Here is a 20,798-nt window from a genome sequence, read left to right on the forward strand (position 1 = left end):
GTCAGCGCCTCTGGAATTCGGGGGAGGAAAACAGCAGGGCCAGCGCGTCCTGCCGCGATCCCGCCTGACGCATCGCCAGCACGGTCGGCCGGCGCAGGGCCGGTCCCAGCGCGGCATGGGCGATATCCAGCGGATCGCCCGAGCGGACATGCGCCGCCATGCGCCAGGCCCAATCTGTGCGTGCCAGCAGGTCGGCCGGGGCCGACCAGTCCGCCGCCCGGTCGCTCCATCCGTTCGGCAGCGGTGCCGTCCACAGCGGCTGGCCCAGCCTCGCGAAGGCATCGAGCAGAATATGCGCCGGGGCATGCGGGTCGTCCGGGCCGCTTGGCGCACCGCCCAGCGACAGGGCGCGCATGACCGCGGTGGCATAATCCATCGGCGAGCGGAACTTGCCGCCGGGCCGGCCGGCATCGGGCAGGTCGGCCAGCGCCAGCGACGCCGCGCCCAGATCGCCCCCGCTGGCCCGCAGGACCGACACGATCCGCGCGACATCGCGCGGTGCCGGCGTGTCGGAGATGAAATGGCCGACCAGTTGGGTCGCGATGTGGCGATAGGTCGCCGAATGCGTGCCCAGGACATGCAGCGCCTGCAGCCCGCCTTCCTCGCCTTCGGCAAACACCTGCCCCATCAGGGTTTTCGCACCGGGTTCATGCGCCTTGCCGCGAAAGACGAAGCCCGGCCTGTCGGCCTGCATGTCGATGCCCCAGCCGGTCAGGATGGCGGCGAACGCCGTCACATCGGCCTGGGTATAACCGGCGGCGGGCGAGACCGTATGCAGCTCCAGGCATTCACGGGCCAGGTTCTCGTTCAGGCCCTTGTGGCTCTTCCGCCCGGCCGGACTGTTCGGCCCGATGGAAGACGCATTGTCCAGATACATCAGCATGGCCGGATGACGCATGACGGCCAGCAGCATGTCCTCGAAACGCCCGGTCACATGCGGGCGGATCGCCTCGCGCATATAGGCGCCCACCACGCCGCGCGTGCTGCCCTGGCGCAGGCTGACAGTGAAATGGTTGAACCAGAACCACGCCAGCCGCTCGCGAAACGGCTGCCCGGTCATCAGCAGGCCGTCCAGCTGGGTCGCAATCTCGGCCCGAAGGATCGGCTTGATCAGCGGATCGCCCTGAAGCTTCTCCTTCTGCTGCGTACGCTGGGCAATCAGCCCGTCGGCGGTATCGCCAACCCCCGTGAAACGGGCCTCATCCGGCCCCTGGAGCTGGGCGGCCAGCCAGTCGCGCGAGGCCTCCTGCGGCAGATCCAAGCCGCGTTCGCCCCAACCGAACCGGTTGATGACACCGGAAAGCTGCATGACACTCTCCCGCCCCCATGCCTCCATTACTCTACAGCATGGGGCCGCTTTATGGCAGGAACCCGCCCATCAGAGCCCCGAGGGCCAGATATCCTGTTTTCATAAGCTCTTATCATTCTTGCAACGATGATATTCACCACGACAACCAGCCCCGCACCAACGATCGTGGCGATCAGGCGGTCGACCAGGATCGATTCACCGATGCTCTTCCCCCCGACCAGAATCATGATCAGCGGCGTCGTAACCATGCTGTAGAGCATATAGTTCTGTTTCCTGGCCACCATGCCCGCAACGCCAAGTCCGGTCAGGAACAGCATGAATTCCTCCCGCGAAGGATCATGAAACAGGAAGACGCACGACAGCAGCACGCCCAGCGATGCGCCAAGCGCACGCTGCGAGGCCCGGACCGGAACCGGGTCCAACGGTCGCCGGCACAGCAGCGCCACGGTCAAGGCCGCCCACAGGAGATGCCGATCCGGCCAGCGAGCATCCATCGACAGCGTCAGCGCCATCAGGACGGAGAGCCGGAGCGGAAACTGGCAGGACGACAGGCTGCGAAACGACCGGACCCATCGTCCGGCCTTCGCCCCCAGCCCGATATCGCGGGACGGCAAAACGCAGGCGGGCGCCCCTCTCCCCAAAACGGAGACCAGGCACGCCGCCGCAACACCCCCCGCCATCACCAGCACGACCATGGCATGCGGATGACGCGCCTGCCGGGCCATCTCGGTCAGGATCACGACAAAGACGATGAACCGGCCACAGACGAGCGCGGCAATCCGGTCGAAATTGCCGCACAATGCGGCAAGCGTCATGACACCCCACAACGCCAAATCGGCCCAGCCGCCCCAGCCGGCGATACCGACGCCGACCAGACAGGCCAGAAAAAGCGCAAGCGCAATCAGGACGATCTCTTCCCCCTGCGCCCGCGCAGACCCATGGCGCGTCGCATTGCTGCCGAGCATCGCCCCCATCGCGACCGCGAGCCCCGCCCGCTCCTGCCCCGCCAGAAGGCCGAACACGATCGGCAGCACGATCAGCGCACTGGAAACCACGACCTCCAGCCATCGCAGTTCCGCCTGCCGATCCAGGCGCAGCATGTCAGCCATATGGCTCTTGAAACCCACGGGGCCAGCCTCTTTGCTGTCATGGGCATACGCGAACCCATACGCTATGCGTAGCATATGACCGTCCAGAAGATACGCAGTACGTACCAAATGACAGACATACACACACGCGACATCGCCCGGCTGATGAGCGGCATGCTCTGGCTGGGGCGCCGCCTCCGCCGCGAGAGGCCGGAGGAGTCCGTGCCTCTCACCATGATCGGCATCATGGGCACGCTCTACCGGTTCGGCCCCATGCCGGCCGCCCGGCTCGCGGCACACGAGCTATTGCAGCCCCAATCCCTCACCCGGACCATCGCCGCGCTGGAACAGCGCCGCTACATCGCACGCCAGCCCAACCCGGCGGACCGGCGGGAAATCATCCTGTCGCTGACCCCACACGGCTTGCGCGCCCTGTCGGCCGACATGGAAAAACGACGCGAATGGCTGGCCGACGCCATGACCCACGCCCTGACACAGGAAGAGCGCAACAGATTGCTGGCCTGCGAGGACATCTTCGCGAAACTGGCCTGGTACGAAAAGAACGATCCGAGCCGCACGGAACAGCCTCTTTAAAGATTCGCTCATCCGAGGATGAACCGCTTCTTTTTCCGAGGAAAAAGAACCAAAAAGACATCGGCACCCCGCTTTCATTCCCGCCCCCTCACGGAAAGCCGCCTCATGAATGCCACCAGCACGCCACGACCGGATGACGACCGACTGGACCCGCATCTGCTGCGGATCGCGGCAGTGGTCGTCCTGGGCACCTTCATGTCGATCCTCGATACGACGATCATCAACGTGGCGGTCCGCGACCTGTCGCGGGATTTCGGGGCCTCGCTGGCCACGACGCAATGGATCTCGACCGGCTACATGCTGGCACTGGCGACCGTCATTCCCCTGACGGGGTGGGCGGCCGACCGCTACGGCACCAAGCGGCTGTACATGGCCTCGATCCTCCTGTTCCTCGGCGGCTCCGCATTGTCGGGGGCGGCATGGTCGATGCCCACGCTGATCCTGTTCCGCGTGCTGCAGGGGCTGGGCGGCGGCATGATCATGCCGACCGGGATGACGATCCTGAGCCATGCCGCCGGCCCCCGGCGCATCGGCCGGCTGATGGGCATCATCGGCGTGCCGATGCTGCTGGGGCCGATCTGCGGCCCGATCCTGGGCGGCTGGCTGGTCGATGACGTGTCGTGGCGCTGGATCTTCTTCGTGAACCTGCCGGTGGGCGCCATCGCGCTCTACGCCGCCCTGCGGGTCCTGGAACCGGACGAAGCCAAGCCGCACCATACCCTGGACTGGCAGGGCCTGCTGCTGCTGTCCCCCGGACTGGCGATCTTCGTCTTCGGCCTCGCCAGGATCGCGGCGGCCGGCAATTTCAGCGCGCTCGAGGGCGATATCGCCGCCGCGACGGGCCTGGCGCTCGTGACCGCGTTCATCCTTCATGCCATGCGCCATCGCGACCCGCTGATCGACGTCCGGATGTTCGGCCAGCGGACCGTCGGCGCCTCCGCCCTGACGACCTTCCTGTTCGGAACCGCTTTTTTCGGCATGTCCCTTGTCCTGCCGCTCTATTTCCAGATCGTCAGGCAAGAGCCGGCCTTCGGCGCCGGCCTCCTCCTGGCCGCGCAGGGCATCGGCGCGATGATCTCCATGCCCCTCGCCGCCCGCATGACCGACCGGCTCGGGCCGGGAAAAGTCGTCCTGACGGGGCTGGCATGCGTGGCGGCCGGCATGCTGGCCCTGAGCCGCCTCGAAAGCACCACGCCATTCTGGGTCATCGAACCGATCCTCTTCACGCTCGGCCTCGGGCTGGGCTCGACCATGATGCCGTCGATGAGTGCGGCGATGAGCACGGTGCAACGGCACCAGATCGCCCGGACGACCAGCGGGCTGAATGTGGTGCAGCGTGTCGGCGGCTCGATCGGCACCGCGCTGCTCGCGGTGGTGCTGAGCCATCAGATCTCCGGCATCTCCCCAATGGCCCAGGGCGGCCTGGCGGCGGTGAGCACCCTGGCCCCGGCCACGCAGGCCAGTCTGGCCGCCTCGCTCAATGTGGCATTCGGCCACACCTTCCTGTGGTCGTTCGGGATCATCCTCCTGGCCATCGGCCCCGCGCTCTTCCTGCCACGCAGGAAGAGCCGCATCCGGCCCGATGAAGGCGCGGCACTGTCGGCCATGGAATGACCGCGCCGCCCCGCATCACCAGCGGTCAGGCGCGCGCAAACCGTTTATTGACACACGATCTTGCGGATCGTCTCGATATTGAACTCTATCCTCTTCCTGAGGGACTGAGGCGCCATGAAATCGCAATTGAAGATGATGGACCCCGTAAACCGGTTGGTCAGGTAATAATATCCGATCGCGGCGATCGTGATGTTCAGTTGCATGGCATCGACACCACCCCGGAACGCGCCCGCCTTTTCCCCCCGGTCGAGAAGCGCCTGCAACAGCTTCAACCGACTCTGGCTGATGACGGGGATGATCTTCGAATCCCGCAGATGCACCGCCTTGTGCAGGTTCGCGCTGTTGACCAGCGTCAGGAACTCCGGATTGTCCAGATAATAGTTCCACGTAAACCGCACCAGCGTCTCCAGCGCCAGCACCGGCTCCAGATGATCGAGCTTCAGCGACTGCTCCGCCTGGTAGAGGTCCGTATAGGCATCCTCCAGGACACGGGTAAACAGCGCCTCCTTGCCACCGAAATAGTGGTAGATCATGCGCTTGTTGGCTTCGGCCTTCTCGGCAATGACATCGACCCGCGCCCCCGACAGGCCATTCATGGCGAATTCCCTCTTGGCCGCCGCCAGGATGCGCTTCTGCGTCGCCTCCGCATCGCGCGTGCGGGACGGGGCCGGAGCCGGCACGATCGTTTCCGGCTCTGTCGCCTTCCTGCGCGGTTCGCCCCGTTTGAGTGCGTTCGGTGTTCTTGACATACGATATCCTCGTCGCGGCGGCGACCAGCATGCGGCCGTCGAATGGATGCGACCAGATATGGCCACAAATTAACCCCTGACCGGGGCCGTCACAAGGCTTTTGCGGTCCCGTCCCCAGATCGAAAAAGACCGCGTCCACAACAAGTTCCCGGCTCCCGTCCCCCCCGGCGCCGCAAGGAGGCGCCCCATCAAACGCCAGTGTGATGGCGGCCCCGCCTTATCCCCTTGCGATCGCCCAGGCCGATAATATATCTAACCAGATAGTTACATTTAGCCAGAAGAGAATCCGGCATGTCGAAAATCAGAACGGCCGCGGACGTCGCATCGCTGGTGGAAGACGGCGCCATCGTCGCCGTGAATTCATCGAGCGGCCTGTGCTGCCCCGACGCCATCCTCGCGGCGCTGGGCGAGCGTTTCCGTACCGAGGGCGCGCCACGCAACCTCACGACCATCCACCCGATCGCCGCCGGCGACATGTTCGGCACCAAGGGCGTGGACCATCTGGCCCAGCCGGGCATGATCCGCAGGATCATCGGCGGCTCCTACCCGTCCGGCCCCTCCTCCGCCGAACCACCGGTCATCCGGCAGATGGTCAGGCGCAACGAGGTCGCGGCCTATAACGTCCCCAGCGGCATCATCTTCGACATGTTGCGCGAAGGCGCCGCGAAACGGCCGGGCGTGATGACGAAGGTCGGGCTCGATACCTTCGTCGACCCGGCGCAGGAAGGCTGCGCGATGAACGAGGCCGCCCAGGCCGAACCGGTCGTCAGCCGGATCGACTTCATGGGCGAGGAATGGCTCTATTTTCCCGCCATCCGCCCCACCGTCGCGATCATCCGCGCCACCACCGGCGACGAACGCGGCAACCTGACCTTCGAGGACGAAGGCGCCTATCTCGGCGCCATGGAACTCGCCCTCGCCGGCCACAATAACGGCGGCATCGTCATCGCCCAGGTCCGCCGCGTCGCCCAGGCCGGCACCCTGCGCCCCCACGATGTGCGGGTCCCGGGCATCCTGGTCGATTATGTCGTCGAAACCCCCGACCAGCTCCAGACCACCGCCACCCCATACGACCCGGCGATTTCCGGCGAGGTCTTCAAACCCCTCGACAGTTTCGCGCTGCCCGAATTCAACGTCGCGAAAATCATGGCCCGCCGCGTCGCCCGGGAACTGCAACCCGGCTGGGCGGTCAATATCGGCTTCGGCATCTCGGCCAACGTGCCGCGCATCCTGCTGGAGGAAGGCCGCCATGGCGAGGTCACCTGGGTGATCGAACAGGGCGCCGTCGGCGGCATTCCGCTGCTCGACTTCAAGTTCGGCTGCGCCGCGAACGCCGAAGCCTTCGTCGCCTCGCCCCACCAGTTCACCTATTTCCAGGCCGGCGGCTTCGACGTCTCGCTGCTCTCCTTCCTCCAGATCCACCCCAACGGCTCGGTCAACGTCTCCAAACTCTCGGCCCAGCCCCACGTCACCGCCGGCTCCGGCGGCTTCGTCGACATCACCTCCCGCGCGCGACGGATCATCTTCTCCGGCTATTTCAACGCCGGCGCCAAATTCTCCATCTCCGACGGCAGGCTGATCATCGAACGCGAAGGCAAGATCGCGAAAATCGTCGATGAACTGGAACAGATCTCCTTCTCCGGCCCCCGCGCCGTCGCACAGGGCCAGGAAGTCCTCTACATCACCGAACGCTGCGTCATGCAGCTCACACCCGACGGTCTGATGGTCACCGAAATCGCACCGGGCATCGACCTCCAGACCCAGATCCTCGACCAGGCCCGCGCCCCGCTGCGGGTCTCCCCCACCCTGCGCCTCATGGACGCCAGCCTGTTCCACCCCCACGTCAGCCCGGCCCGTCGAGCGGCGGCCTGACCAGCAAAAAGGGGGGCGGTGTTTCCGCCCCCCTTCGGCTCTCTTCTTTTTCTGAAGAAAAAGAAGCAAAAAGACTTTTGATCCGTTCAGGGCCATCGCGTGCCCCAGCAAAAAACTCCTGGACGAATCAAAGTTTTTTGGTTCTTTTTTTCAAAAAAGAACGGAAACCCCTGAGGCTGTTTGAAAAGTCGGCCTGCCGAGCGAGAGTGCCGCAAAGCGGCACGCCCGACGTGTGTTTTCGAGCATCGGAGCGGAGCGGCCTTGATGGCCGTGAGCACCGAAGCACAGAAAATGCACGTCGGATCGCCGGCAGGGTGACTTTGCAAACAGCCTTTAACCCACTGGGCTGATCTGCACCTTCAACACCCCCGGCCGATCCCGCAACGTATCGAACGCCGACTGGATCGCACTCAGCGGTACCACGCTGCCGGTAAAGGCTTCCACCTGAAACCGGCCATGCGTCAGCAATGTCAGCGCATCGTGCATGTCCTCGCCCATGCCGGCCACCGATCCCTTGATCGAATTTTCCTTCAGCACCATGTCGAGCAGCCGCAGCGGGATCGTGTCGTCCGGCCCGGTAATGCCGAACGCCGCGACATGGCCACCGGGCCTGATCAGCTCGAACGCCTGCGCATAGAGCGTGGGCGAGCCGATGCTTTCGATCACGATATCCGCCCCCCGTCCCCCGGTCAGGCTCCGGACCGTCTCCAGCACCCGGTCAGGCTGGGTCACCACCGCATCCGCCCCCGCCCGCGCCGCCAGTTCCGCCCGCTCGGGCGAGAGTTCCACGGCGATGATCGGGGCAGCACCCACCAGCCGCATCATCTGGATATGCAGATTACCGATCGGCCCGGCCCCCAGAACCACGACCGACTGCCCGAAGCCCACCCCGGCCTTGCGCGCGGCGCGCACGACACAGGCCACAGGCTCGGTCAGCGCCAGCACCTCCGGCGCCACGTCCTCCGGCGCCGGGATGATCTGCCGCGCCGGCACCGCGACATATTCGGCGAAGGCCCCATCACGATGAATGCCGACCTGACGCATCTCCGCGCAGTTCAGGATTTCGTTCCTGCGGCAGAAATAGCAGTGCCCGCACCCGATATTGATATCGGCCACCACCCGCTGTCCCAGCGCCAGACCGCTGACCCGCTCGCCCATCCGCGCCACGGTGCCGGTGAATTCATGCCCCGGAATGAAGGGCAACCGGTCCGCCGCATAATGGCCCTGGAAGATATGAACATCCGTCCCGCAGATGCCGCAGCGATCCACCCGCACCAGCACATCGTCCGGCCCCACGGGCGGGATCGGCACACGCGTCACCTCGAACTGTCCCGGTGCCATCAGCACCGCTGCTTCCATACTGTCCATGTCCGTTCTCCCGGATCGCCGCTGCGACGATCCGCCTATTTCACGATCCGCATCTTCGAGCGATCGATGGTCGAAGCGATCGCCACGATCAGCACAAGGCCGAAGAAAATCTGCTGTCCCATGGCGGGAATGTTCAGATAGAGCATGCTGGCCCGCACGACGGCGACGATCATCGTGCCGATCACGGTATTGACCACGCCACCCACACCGCCGGTCAGCGGCGTGCCGCCCACCAGCACCGCGACGATGGCCGGCAGCAGGAACCCTTCCGCCAGGGTGGGCGATCCGCCCGACAGCTTGACGGAAAAGACCAGTCCCGCAATCGCCGCGAACATGCCCGACAGCGCGAAGGCCAGAATCTTGTAACGCTCCACCCGGATGCCCGAGGCCACGGCCACCGGCTCGCCGGCGCCGATCGCCTTGAAGGTGCGCCCGGCCGTCATCCGCCCCTGGATGAACCACGCCGCCACCACCAGCAGCAGCGCCACGATCAGCTCATGCGGAATGCCGGCCGTGCGGCCCACCATCCAGCCGAAGGCGTGCCGCCGCATCTCCGCATCCATGTGCAGCGCCTGCTGGCCCGAGGCAAACTGCCCGACCGACAGCGCAATGCCCCCCACGGCCAGCGTGGAAATAAAGGACGGTACCTTCAGCCGCGTGGTGACCACCCCCGACACCGCGCCGAACGCCAACCCGGCGACAAGGACCAGCAACCCGGACCCGACGCCGAACGAGGGCAGCGCGATCGTCGTCAGCACCGTCGCCATGTTGGCGATGGACTGCGACGACAGGTCGATACTGCCGATATAGATCACCAGCGTCATGCCGATCGCCATGATCAGCAGCGGCACGATATCGGCCGCCAGGTTCAGCAGATTGTCCGGCCGCAGGAAATTGAAGTCCGTGATGCCGACCAGGATCACCAGCGTGGTCAGCGTGATCCACGGAAAATGGCGCCGCAGCCGCTCGGTCCAGGCCACGCGGTCGGTCATACCATGTGATGGATCAGGTCGTAGAGAGAGGGCTTTGCGCCCAGCTGACAAGTGAACCATGTCTTGATCTCTCCATCTTTGATGACGGCAATGGTGTGACTCAGGCCGATGGCCTCTTCCAACGTATCCGCAACCAGAATGACCCCGACCCCATCGGCGCACATGTCGCGCACCATGTCGTACACATCCTCCTTCGCGCCGATATCCAGGCCACGCGTGGGATGGTCGAGCAGGATGATGTCCGAGCCGCCGCTGCGCCATTTCGCCAGCACGACCTTCTGCTGGTTTCCCCCCGACAGGTTTCCGCAATCGGATTCTTCCGACGGCACCTTGATCGAAAGGCGCCTGATCCAGTCGCGCGCCAGGGCCCGCTCGGCGGGAATGTCCAGCACCCCGCCCCGGGAATAATGGCCCATCTGCGACAGCGTCATGTTCTCGTACACGTTCATGCCGCTGGCGATGCCTTCGATTTTGCGCTCGCGCGGAATATAGCCCACGCCCTGGGCGACACTGTGCGACGCGCTGAACGTGCGCATGGCCTCGCCCCGAATGCGGATCGTGCCCTTGTCCGGCTTCTTCAAACCGAAAATCGCCCGCAGGATGCCTTCGCGCCCCGCCCCTTCGACGCCCACCAGCGCCAGCACCTCGCCCGCATGCAGCGTCAGCGACACATCATGCTGCCGGCCGGGCAGCACGACATGGTCCAGCTCCAGCAACACCTTGTCGGCGTCATAAGGCTCCTGCCGGTTCTCACGATAATATTCCAGGGCGATATCGCGCCCGACCATCTTCTTCTGAATGGTCTCGACCCGCGCCTCCCTGGCCGGAATGACATCAACAACCAGCCCGTCCTTGAGCACATAGATGCGGTCGGACAGCGCGATGATCTCATCCAGCCGATGCGACACGAAGATGAACGAGGCCCGCCGGCGCAACTCCCGCACCAGGCTGAACAGCAGCTCGATCTCATCCTTCGACAGGACCGAGGTCGGCTCGTCCAGCAGGATCACCAGATGCCCCTCGACCCGCTCCTCCAGCGCCAGCACCTTCGCCAGTTCCACAAGCTGCCGCTGGGCAAAGGTCAGCCGGGAGGTGATCATGCCCGGGTCGATATCCAGCTTCACCTTGCGCAGTTGCACACGCGCGGCCTGGGCCATCTTCTTCCACCGGATCACGCCCAGATGGACGAACTGCTGCTCGAATCCCAGAAAGATGTTTTCCATCACGCTGAGGTTCGGAATCAGCGACTGCTCCTGATACACCATCCCGATGCCCATCTTCATCGCGTCGCGCGGACTGCGAAAATGGACCGGCGCACCGTCGATCTCGATGGTGCCGGCATCCGGCTGCACGGCACCGTAGATGATCTTCATCAGGGTGGACTTGCCCGCCCCGTTCTCGCCCACCAGCCCGATGATCTCACCGGGCGCGATCGACAGGTCGATCCCCTTGAGCACATGGACGCCGGGATAACGCTTTTCGACGTTCCGCAATTCGAACATGGCACATTACCTCGCGAAGGAGAGGGACCGGCGATCCATGGACAGGTACACCGCCGAGATGACGAGCAGCCCGAGCACACCGTCCTGCAGATAGTCAGGCAGCCCCACCACCACCATGCCGTTGCCGATGACATTCACGATCAGCACGCCGACCAGCGTGTTCCACACCCCGCCCGATCCGCCGGCCAGACCCGTTCCGCCAACCACGACCGAGGTGATGGAGAGGAACATGAAGCCCGTCCCGGTCTCGGTCTCCGCAATGCCCAGCCGCGCCACCGCCAGGATCGCTCCCAGCGCGAAGAAGATTCCGGCAAGGATAAAGCCGATCACCCGCACCCGGCCGACATTCAGCCCCGACGCCCGCGCCAGTTCCTCGCCACCGCCGATCGCATAGAAATTGCGGCCGATGGTCGTCCGGTCCTGAATGAACCAGGCCACCAGCAACCCGCCCAGCGCCGCATAAGCCATCAGCGGAAAGCTCATGAACCGCACGGTCAGCAGCGAGCGGAACAGCGGATCGTCGATCAGGATGCGGTTGCCGCCGGTCATCAGCAGCGACAGGCCGACCCCGACAAACCCCATGGACAGGCTGGCCATGAAGGAGGGAATCCGCAGCCGCACATGGATCAGGCCATTCACCGCTCCCAGCACACCCCCCGCAAGGAGCGCGCCTGGAATGGCCGCCCACCCAACATGCGCCAGCGACCCGCCCAGCCGGTTCAGCAGCATCGCGAACACCACCGCGCACACCGCCACCGTGCCTTCCATCGACAGGTCGATCGACCCCATCAGGATCACGAAGGTGGCGCCAACCGCCACCATCAGCGCCGGCGAAGACGAGACGGCAATGCGGGCAAAATTACGCAGGGACAGGAAATGGGGATTCACTGCCGTAAAGAACAGGACAAGCACCAGCAACACCAGAAACGGCACCCATTTTCTGATATTGTCCATCACAAGACCATGCTTCATGGTTGCATCTCGTTTGCATGAAACGACGCATCAGGACAGTCGGACAAAATCCCGGGATATCACGACCGGTACTGGATCTGCCCCTTGCTGAGGCCCCAGAAATCCTTCCAGTCATATTTCGGGTTGCTGTCTATATATTTGGCCTTGAAAGTGCTGGCATCCTTGGTGGTCACCAGCACGGTCGGCCCATAGAATTCCCGATGTTCCTTCGGCTCCTTGGAGGGTTTGAAAACCCCGGTCGCCGCGTAATAGGCGAGCGACGCGGTGACGCCACCGCCCCAATACGGGTTGGTGAACACCGTCGCCAGAATCTTGCCCTGCGCCACCAGCCCCACCGCCTGCGGGTTGCCGTCATAGGACACGACCGGCATGTTCTCGATCCCCTCGGCCCGCAGCGCCTCGATCACCCCATAGGCCATGGTGTCGCTGGCGCAATGCACGCCCTTGATCGCATCGCCGTAACGGGTCAGGAACCCCGACATCACCTGATTGGCCTTCTGCGTATCCCAGTCGGCGGCCTGCTCAGCCAGAAGCTCGACATTCGGATAGCTCTTCAGCGCGTTCTTCAGCCCCTGCAGCCGCTCGATCGCCGGATTGTTCGACGCAATACCGCCCAGATGCACAAGTCCGCCCTTGCCGCCCATGGCCTCGATCAGGATGCGCGCCGTCTGTTCCGACGGCCCCACATCCGACCATGTCATGTGCGAGACATAATTATCGCCGAAATCCCACGGATGCAGGTCATCGGTCTTGTTCCAGATCGTCGAGACATAGGCCCCCGCCCCCGCCACGGCTTCCACCACCGGCCGGCAGTTCGGCATGTCGTTGGGGTCGGCCGCCAGGGCCACCCCGCTGCCATAGCGCGAGAGCAGCGCCTTGATATCGGCAAGCGATTTCTCGCTGGACCCGCCATTGATCAGGTTCAGCAGATCACTCTTGGGCAGGCCCAGGCTTTCCACGAACGCCTCGCCGCCCGAGACGATCGAATTCCAGTACGGATTGGTCCGGTCGCGGTAGCTCCACGCGATCTTCGGGTTCTGCACCGCCGCCCGGGCAAAATGCGGCCGGAAGGACGCCGACGCCGCCAGTCCGCCGAGCCCATAGGCCGAGAGCAGAAGCAGGTTACGGCGATTGATCGTCTGCTGCTCGATATATTTTTTTATGAAGGACATAGCTGTCTCCGGGGCGCCTGCATTCCTGCATGTCGTCGGCTTCAGGCCGTTTTCACGACGATGCGGCGCTCTTATTATCGAACTAGATAGTTACCTAAATTCGCCCGCAAATCAACGAACCCGATCGCACAGCCGCGTGAAGTCCGGCCCACAGGCCGGACAGGCGCCTCACGGGGTCGGCGCATTCTCGCGCAGCAGCCCATGCCGCTTCAGGTCGGCCCAGAATTCCGCCGGAATCGGATGGCTGAACCATTTCAGGTTCTGCTCAAGCTGCTCGACCGTGCGCGTCCCCGCACAGAAGGACGGAATGGCCGGATGCGCCACGACAAACTGAAGCGCCGCCGCCGGCAGCGGCACGTCATGCTCGCGGCACACGCCTTCGATCCGCGCCACCCGCTCCATGATCTCCGGCGGCGCCGGCGCATAATTATACTTCGCCCCCGGCACCGCGCCGGTCGCCAGAATGCCAGAATTGAACCCCCCGCCGACCAGCACCGCCGCCCCCCGCGCCTCGCACAGCGGCAGGAACGCGTCCAGCGCATCCTGTTCCAGCAGCGTGTAGCGTCCGGCCAGCAGGAAACAGTCGAAATCCCGCATCGTCAGCGCCTGATGGCAGACCTCCCACTCGTTCACGCCCACGCCGATGGCCTTCACCACCCCTTCCGACCGCAGCCGCTCCAGCGCCCGCCAGCACCCGTCCATCGCCTGCGCGAACAGCTCGGGCTGGGCATCGCCCTGCGTGAAGCGGTCGATATCATGGATAAACAGCATGTCGATCCGCTCCAGCCCCAGTCGCTGGAGCGAATCCTCGAACGACCGCATCGTGCCGTCATAGCTGTAATCGAACGCCATCCGGTTGGGCGCGGCATTGCTCCACGGCGCGAAATCGATCTCCGACCGCCGCGCGGCATGCAGCACCCGCCCCACCTTCGACGCCAGCACGAATGCATCGCGCGCCTTCCACCGCAGCGCATGGCCCAGCCGCAATTCGGCCAGCCCATGCCCATACATCGGCGCCGTGTCATAGAACCGCACGCCCGCATCCCAGGCGTGCCGGATCATGTCATCGGCGACCTCATCCTCCATCTCGCGCAGGAAATTGCCGATCGGCGCGGTGCCGAACGCAAACGCGGTCACATCCAGGCCGGTCCGGCCAAATTTGCGCTTCTCCGAGGGTTGCATGCCCGGTCATCCTTTTCTTCTTTCCGATATTCTTCTTGTGCTCGGTTCTTGTTGCCAGGGGCGCTTCTACGCGCCCGAAACGGCATGCCTCCTACGCGGCATTCTTTTCCGCCATCCCGCAAGACAATTCCGCGGGAACAGATCCCGCCCGTTCAGGATCTGGATGATGAGCCACGCCAGAATGTATGCGCTCCCGCACACCGCAAACAGGATGGAATACCCCATGTTGATATCATTCAGATGGCGATAGTGATCCAGAAGAAGGCCGACCCCGAAAGGAAAGATCATGCCGCCGATCGATCCCGCCAATCCTCCGATTCCCTGCACCGACGCAATCATCTCCCTGGGAAAATGATCCGCCGGAATGGAATAGATATTCGCCGACCAGCCCTGATGGGCGGCAGCGGCGAGGCTGAGCAATCCCACCATCATCCACATCCCATGGATCTGCGCCGAAAAGGCCAGAGGCACGACCATCGCAGCCATGATCAGCATGGTAAGGCGGCGGGCAGCCATCACGCGCCACCCGCGACCGATCAGAAAGGACGACAGCCAGCCGCCGCCCACACTCCCCACGGAGGTCGCGCAATACACCACCATCAGCGGCAGGCCCAGATGCTGCAGGTTGAGATGATAGCGATCTGAAAAATAGGAGGGCAGCCAGAACAGGATAAAGAACCAGATCGGATCGGTCATGAACTTGCCGATGGCGAACGCCCATGTCGCCCTGACCTTCAGCAGGTCCATCCAGCGCCCCCCGAACGCCGGCCCGTCACTGTCCCGCCGGTCCTGGCGGATGTAACGCAGTTCGTCCGGCGAAAGCGCGCGCGTCTCTTCCGGCAGGCGATAGACGCCCCACCAGACCGCCAGCCAGACGAAACCCGACAGGCCGGTGGCGATAAAGGCCACCTGCCAGCCATATTGCGCGGCCAGCCACGGCACGGTCGCCGGCGCCATGATGGCACCGATGCTGGTCCCCGCCGTCACGATCCCCACGGCCAGCGAACGCTCGCGCGCCGGAAACCACTCGGAGACGGATTTGAGCGCGGAGGGAAAATTGCCGGCCTCCCCAAATCCCAGCAGCCCCCGCACCACCGCGAAACTCGCCATGCCACCGACAAACGCATGCCCGATAGACGCCACGCTCCATACCAGCATGCACAGCGCATAGCCCAGACGCGTGCCCAGCCTGTCGATCAGCTTGCCGAACGACACGAAGCCAAGGGCATAACAGGCCTGAAAGACGATCACGAGATAGCTGTAATCCTTTTCCGACCACGCGAATTTATGCTCGAGCAAAGGCTTCAGCAGGCTGAGCACCTGCCGGTCCACGTAATTGATGGTCGTGGCGGCGAAGAGAAGGCTACAGATCAGCCATCGATATCGTCCGATCACAATGTCCTCCATTATTATTTTTATTGCGAAGACAGGGAATTTTTAGAATCGGAATATGCCGCCCTTTAGTGGGCGGTCGCAGGGGCTCCCCTAGCCGCGCCGGGATTGCGCAGCAGAAGAAAGATGAAGACCATGACGCTGAGCAGAACCGTGCCCGCCAGCACACGGCTGTATGGCAAGACATAATGCGTGGCGAGCCAGGCTTGCAGGGTCGCATTGGCCGAGGTCAGCAGGAACCCGATCTGATACACAAAGCCTGCAAAGGTACTGCGGATGCTCTGCGGCGCCAGTTCGTTCAGATAGACCGGCATGACCCCATACACGCACATGACCAGAAACTGCATCGCAACGGCCGACAGCAAGGTCGCGATAAAGCCCGAGGACAGCATCCAGAAGGGCAGCACACACAGAATCGCCATTGCGGCCCGCACCACGACCCTGAGCCGTCCGAATCTCTGCGACAGCGTCCCCCCGCAGATACACCCCGCGACCGCCCCCATATTGTAGGCAACGGCGATGGTCGCGACCTGGTGCACCGACATCTGCCGCTCCAGGCGCATCAGGGTGGGATAGAGATCCTGCGTGGCATGGCTGAAGGTCGCCCCCGCGCTCATGAAGAGCACGGCAAAACCCAGCAACGACCAGTGCCCGCGCATCCCGCTCCGAAAATCCACCCTCTCGGCGCGCGCCACGCCGGTCGCAGGCGCCGGTGCAGGCAGGCTCAGCCGCAGGATGACAATGGCTGACGCAACCGCGACCCCAACCGCATACATGCCGCGCCAGCCCATCATGTCATAGCTCAGCCCGTACAGGACGGCCGCCAGCAGATAGCCCATCGGATACCCGCCCTGGAGCAGGCCGGATACGAACCCCCTCCGCGCAGGCGGGATATTGTCCAGAGCATATGCGGTACACACGCCCCATTCCCCTCCCATCACCACCCCGAACAAGCCCCTGAACATCAGAAACACGGGAAGAGACGGCGCCGTGCAGGCCCCCAGCTCGCAGAGGGTGAATGCCAGCATGTTCCCGACCAGCACACGCTTGCGCCCGACGGTATCGGCCAGTCCCCCGACCACCAGCGCGCCGATGATACGCGTCGCGAGGGGTAACGACATGGCCCAGGTCATGGTTGTCAGACTGGTGGAAAAATCCCGCGCAATGCCGGCAAGGGCGAAGGCGGTCACGAAGAAATCGAAGGCATCCATCGTCCAGCCGCCCAGACAGGCTACGATGATCCGGTTCTGCTGCGCGCGTGAAAACATTTTCTGTCATGCTCTCTTCTGAGGATACCGATCACGCAATCGCCCGCCCCTTTCCGGGCGCGCCCGATGTCACAACTGGGCAAGCAGCCGGAAACCTGCCAGCACGGCATTGGGATAAACGCGGTTCGCATCCGGATGGATGATATACTGCACGTCGGGCAGAATCTTTATTCCCCGACTGACGAAGGCCGTATAGGTCAGTTCCAGCACATGGAAATTTGTCTGCGGCGCCGCGACGCCATTCAGCAGCGGCAGTCCCATGTCGGACTGCATGTCCTGCTGCTGCGTGATCTGGCGATTGACACTCTGCCGCGTCCAGAAGAACGCAACCGCATCGGTGATCCTGCTGGCAATCATGCCCTGCGAGATGATCCCCAGCGTATACTGGCTCCGATTCGGCAGCGATGCCCCCATGTTCCAACCGGCCAGCCCGTACAGAATAAGGCCCTGATTGGCAGCAGGCCCGTACCGATAGATCATCTGGTCCGCCCCGACATACCATGCCCCGCGCTGACGTTCCGTTCGGCCGGGCAGATGGGATATCAGCTTCGGCCGACCATCGACCGATATGAACGGATCGGGATGGTCCGACGTGTCGACATATCCCCCCAGCTTGTAATGGCCCGCCATCTTTCCGGCGCCCAGAAGGGGCTCCCAGCCAATCTCCATCGGAATGACGAATCCCCGCTGGGCGAAAGAGAAATTGAATCCTGCGCGTCCGCCTTCAGTCGGCGAGACCTCGAACAACCCCGCCTGCGCATACAGGCGGTAACCGGGATTGAGGCGCCCCAGCATGCCCCATTGAGAAAACGGCCATGACCGCCATTTCGTGACATTGGAAAGTCCCGAAGGATGGGCGCAGGTAATCATGTTCAGCGCATAACAGCCCAGATAGGATGTGCCGAATTTCATGTTGGCCGGCATGCGGCCGAAATCGAAGACCAGTTTCCCGCCGAACAATGATTGCTCGAAATACATATAGACCAGCTTGTAGAGAACATTGCCGCCCGCGCCGTAATCTTCCTGCGGCTGGATCAACGGCGTCACACCCATGTAATCCGTCGCCACATTGCGGCCCGCCCGCTGGATGCCCAGCATGTGAAACGACAATCCCTTGATACGCGCCATCTTTGCCAGATCGAAATCGGTCCCCATCACCACCTGATGGGAATAGTCGAACCCTCTCCGCCTGCCACCGGCAACGTCGCCCAGGCTTTCGGTGAGATAGGTCAGGGTAAAGGTAAAGCCGTGATCTTCGAGCTTCGTCCGAAGCCCCCCGATGGAACCCAGGATACGATCATCCTTTGGCACAACCCGTATTTCCGGCCATGCGGACCCCAGGGCACTGGCCGCCATGCCCGTCCGCTCGCGTTCGCGACGCGGCGCAGCGATCCTGTCCTGCTCCAGTAGACCCATATCCCGCGCGGCCATGCGCAAAGTCGGGCGCGCATCCGTCCCCTGCGATGACCGGGAGGATTCGCGCGCAAGAGTACCAGTGCGGACAACCGGTTTTTTCGGCGCGGTCTGTGCAGCCGCACCATGGACAGACAGGCAGATCCACAGAAGAACAGGCAGGCGACGGGCCGCCATGCCGAAAATACGCGTCTTCATCATCGCTGCCTGCCAGAACGTTTCGGGCCTCGCGGGGCCTCGTCCCGCCTTCGGACTGACACCATGCGGCGCAGACAGCCGGGTCCTGCCATGCCGCCAGGGACTATGCCCCGTTCGGCCGGACAGGAGTCGATCGTTCCAGATGGTTTCCATCAGCCATATCTCGTCTTTCTTGTTTTTATTGGAATACCGTTCGGAAACACGCACGGGCTCGACACCGGCACGCTTTTCCTTCCGGAATTCGGAACAAAGGCTTGAGCACATGACGAGGTCTCGCCTCTTTTCTGTCCGTGCCCGGAGAATATTCTTTTTATATCCTTGTTTTCACAATCCTTTCTCGACGCCACCCATCCTCTTTCTCCACCGCCCCTGCCCTCCGGGCATCGGCTAGAGTTTTCCGGTCAGCTCAGGAACAATGGAAAAGAGGTCGCCCACCAGCGCGTAATCCGCGACCTTGAAGATCGGCGCATCCTCATCCTTGTTGATGGCCACGATCACTTTCGAATCCTTCATTCCCGCCAGATGCTGGATCGCCCCGGAGATGCCGACCGCGACATACAGGTCCGGCGCCACCACCTTGCCGGTCTGCCCCACCTGCCAGTCATTGGGCGCGTATCCCAGATCGACCGCCGCACGGCTGGCCCCCACGGCCGCGCCCATCTTGTCGGCCAGCTGGATGATGGCATCGAAACTCTCTTTCGACCCCACACCCCGCCCACCGGACACGACCACGCGGGCCGATGCCAGTTCCGGCCGTTCCGAAACCACCGCCATATCCTCGATCCACGATGACAGGCCGGGATCGGCCACCGCCGCCACACGCTCGACCGGCGCCCCCTCCTGCCGCCCCACCGCAGCGAAGGCCGAGGTGCGGACGGTGAAGACCACGACCGGGTCGGTGGACTGCACCGTCTGCACCGCATTCCCCGCATAGACGGGGCGATCGAACGACTCCGCGCCGTGCACGGCAATCACGTCCGACAGCACCATCACATTCAGCAAGGCGGCCACGCGCGGCAGGATGTTCCGCGCAAAGGCGGTCGCGGGGGCGGCAATATGCCGATACCCCGAGGCCAGCGATGCAATCAGCGCCGCCGCCGGCTCCGCCAGCCCATGCCGCAGGCTCTCGCTCTCGGCCAGCAGCACCTTCGACACGCCCTTGAGCGACGCCGCCTCCCGTGCCGCCTCGGCCCCCTCGCCGGCGGCCACCAGCACGTGCACATCCCCAAGGGGGGCCAGGGCCGAAAGCGTCCGCGCAACCGCATCGGTGGCCAGGCGCCCCTGGTGGGTTTCGGCCAGCAGCAGAACAGTCATCAGAGTACTCCCGCCTGGTTCTTCAGTTTCTCGATCAGCTCATCCACCGACGCCACCCGCACACCCGCGACGCGCTGCGGGGGCTCGACCGTGCGCACGATCTTCAGCCGCGGCGTGACGTCCACATCCAGCGCTGCCGCCGTGCGCTCTTCCAGCGGCTTCTTCTTGGCCTTCATGATGCTGGGCAGCGACACATAGCGCGGCTCGTTCAGGCGCAGATCGACGGTCACGACCGCCGGCAGCCTCACGCCGATGGTCTGCAACCCGCCATCGACCTCCCGCGTCACGACGGCACGGCCATCGGCGATCTCGATCTTCGAGGCAAAGGTCGCCTGTCCCCAGCCCAGCAGCCCGGCCAGCATCTGGCCGGTGGCATTCATGTCGTTATCGATCGCCTGCTTGCCCGCAATCACCAGATCGGGGCGCTCCGCCTCGACAATCCGCGACAGCAGCCTGGCCACCGCGAGCGGCTCGATGTCCTGGTTCACGTCCGATGTCGCATCGATCAGGATCGCCCGGTCGGCCCCCATGGCCAGCGCCGAGCGCAGCGTATCCTTCGCCTGCTGCACGCCGATCGACACGACGACGATCTCGGACGCCACGCCCTTCTCCTTCAGGCGCACGGCTTCCTCCACCGCGATCTCGTCGAACGGATTCATCGACATCTTCACATTGGCCAGATCGACCCCGCTGCCGTCCGTCCGGACCCGCACCTTCACGTTGTAGTCGATCACCCGTTTGACAGGGACAAGAATCTTCATGATTTCCTCGGCAAGTTCAGGGAGCGTTCAAACCAATC

17 protein-coding genes are annotated in these 20,798 nt (G+C 63.8%); 3 read left to right on the forward strand and 14 right to left on the reverse strand.

Going from position 1 to position 20,798, the window contains the following annotated elements; translation table 11 throughout:
* Position 1: 1 nt before the first annotated feature.
* Both HLH35_RS03120 and HLH35_RS03125 read right to left on the reverse strand, forming a co-directional pair.
* Complete coding sequence (locus HLH35_RS03120) at positions 2-1,309, reverse strand: DUF1800 domain-containing protein (protein ID WP_182977740.1); 1,308 nt, start codon at positions 1,307-1,309, stop codon at positions 2-4.
* A gap of 26 nt (positions 1,310-1,335) precedes the next feature.
* A complete protein-coding gene (locus HLH35_RS03125) occupies positions 1,336-2,418 on the reverse strand; it encodes an FUSC family protein (protein ID WP_182977741.1) in 1,083 nt (360 codons plus the stop codon).
* A gap of 108 nt (positions 2,419-2,526) precedes the next feature.
* Between HLH35_RS03125 and HLH35_RS03130 the strand changes: the two genes are divergently transcribed.
* Entirely contained in the window at positions 2,527-2,991 is a 465-nt protein-coding gene (locus HLH35_RS03130; protein ID WP_182977742.1) for a MarR family winged helix-turn-helix transcriptional regulator, read from the forward strand.
* 105 nt (positions 2,992-3,096) lie between these two features.
* A complete protein-coding gene (locus HLH35_RS03135) occupies positions 3,097-4,605 on the forward strand; it encodes a DHA2 family efflux MFS transporter permease subunit (RefSeq protein WP_182977743.1) in 1,509 nt (502 codons plus the stop codon).
* Between the two features lie 44 nt (positions 4,606-4,649).
* Here HLH35_RS03135 and HLH35_RS03140 read toward each other — a convergent pair whose 3' ends face one another.
* Complete coding sequence (locus tag HLH35_RS03140) at positions 4,650-5,285, reverse strand: TetR/AcrR family transcriptional regulator (protein ID WP_338029280.1); 636 nt, start codon at positions 5,283-5,285, stop codon at positions 4,650-4,652.
* A gap of 360 nt (positions 5,286-5,645) precedes the next feature.
* Here HLH35_RS03140 and HLH35_RS03145 point away from each other — a divergent pair, with 360 nt between their 5' ends.
* Positions 5,646-7,226: an acyl CoA:acetate/3-ketoacid CoA transferase gene (locus HLH35_RS03145; RefSeq protein ID WP_182977745.1), complete on the forward strand. Its 1,581-nt coding sequence runs from the start codon at positions 5,646-5,648 to the stop codon at positions 7,224-7,226.
* Positions 7,227-7,559: 333 nt separating this feature from the next.
* On the opposite strand, the gene HLH35_RS03150 is transcribed toward HLH35_RS03145, so the two are convergent.
* From HLH35_RS03150 to HLH35_RS03200, 11 genes are all read right to left on the reverse strand, one after another.
* Positions 7,560-8,594 (reverse strand): zinc-dependent alcohol dehydrogenase, encoded by a 1,035-nt coding sequence (locus HLH35_RS03150; protein WP_182977746.1) that lies wholly within the window; start codon positions 8,592-8,594, stop codon positions 7,560-7,562.
* A gap of 35 nt (positions 8,595-8,629) precedes the next feature.
* On the reverse strand, positions 8,630-9,586 hold the full coding sequence (locus tag HLH35_RS03155) for an ABC transporter permease (protein WP_182977747.1): 957 nt from the start codon (positions 9,584-9,586) through the stop codon (positions 8,630-8,632).
* Positions 9,583-11,088: a sugar ABC transporter ATP-binding protein gene (locus HLH35_RS03160; protein ID WP_182977748.1), complete on the reverse strand. Its 1,506-nt coding sequence runs from the start codon at positions 11,086-11,088 to the stop codon at positions 9,583-9,585. Before HLH35_RS03160 ends, HLH35_RS03155 begins: the two co-directional genes overlap by 4 nt.
* Positions 11,089-11,094: 6 nt before the next feature.
* Entirely contained in the window at positions 11,095-12,060 is a 966-nt protein-coding gene (locus HLH35_RS03165) for an ABC transporter permease (RefSeq protein ID WP_182977749.1), read from the reverse strand.
* A 59-nt stretch (positions 12,061-12,119) separates the two neighbouring features.
* Entirely contained in the window at positions 12,120-13,232 is a 1,113-nt protein-coding gene (locus tag HLH35_RS03170) for a sugar ABC transporter substrate-binding protein (protein ID WP_182977750.1), read from the reverse strand.
* A 168-nt stretch (positions 13,233-13,400) separates the two neighbouring features.
* A complete protein-coding gene (locus HLH35_RS03175; RefSeq protein WP_182977751.1) occupies positions 13,401-14,414 on the reverse strand; it encodes an aldo/keto reductase in 1,014 nt (337 codons plus the stop codon).
* Positions 14,415-14,480: 66 nt separating this feature from the next.
* The gene (locus tag HLH35_RS03180; RefSeq protein WP_182977752.1) at positions 14,481-15,809 is read right to left on the reverse strand and encodes an MFS transporter; all 1,329 of its coding nucleotides are present in this window, start codon (positions 15,807-15,809) and stop codon (positions 14,481-14,483) included.
* A gap of 65 nt (positions 15,810-15,874) precedes the next feature.
* Positions 15,875-17,074, reverse strand: a complete 1,200-nt coding sequence (locus HLH35_RS03185; protein WP_182977753.1) for an MFS transporter — start codon at positions 17,072-17,074, stop codon at positions 15,875-15,877.
* A gap of 69 nt (positions 17,075-17,143) precedes the next feature.
* A complete protein-coding gene (locus HLH35_RS03190; protein WP_182977754.1) occupies positions 17,144-18,688 on the reverse strand; it encodes a carbohydrate porin in 1,545 nt (514 codons plus the stop codon).
* A gap of 384 nt (positions 18,689-19,072) precedes the next feature.
* Entirely contained in the window at positions 19,073-19,999 is a 927-nt protein-coding gene (locus tag HLH35_RS03195; protein WP_182977755.1) for an electron transfer flavoprotein subunit alpha/FixB family protein, read from the reverse strand.
* On the reverse strand, positions 19,999-20,760 hold the full coding sequence (locus HLH35_RS03200) for an electron transfer flavoprotein subunit beta/FixA family protein (protein WP_182977756.1): 762 nt from the start codon (positions 20,758-20,760) through the stop codon (positions 19,999-20,001). Before HLH35_RS03200 ends, HLH35_RS03195 begins: the two co-directional genes overlap by 1 nt.
* Positions 20,761-20,798: the final 38 nt, after the last annotated feature.

The organism is Gluconacetobacter asukensis, assembly GCF_014174375.1.
GTDB lineage: Bacteria > Pseudomonadota > Alphaproteobacteria > Acetobacterales > Acetobacteraceae > Gluconacetobacter > Gluconacetobacter asukensis.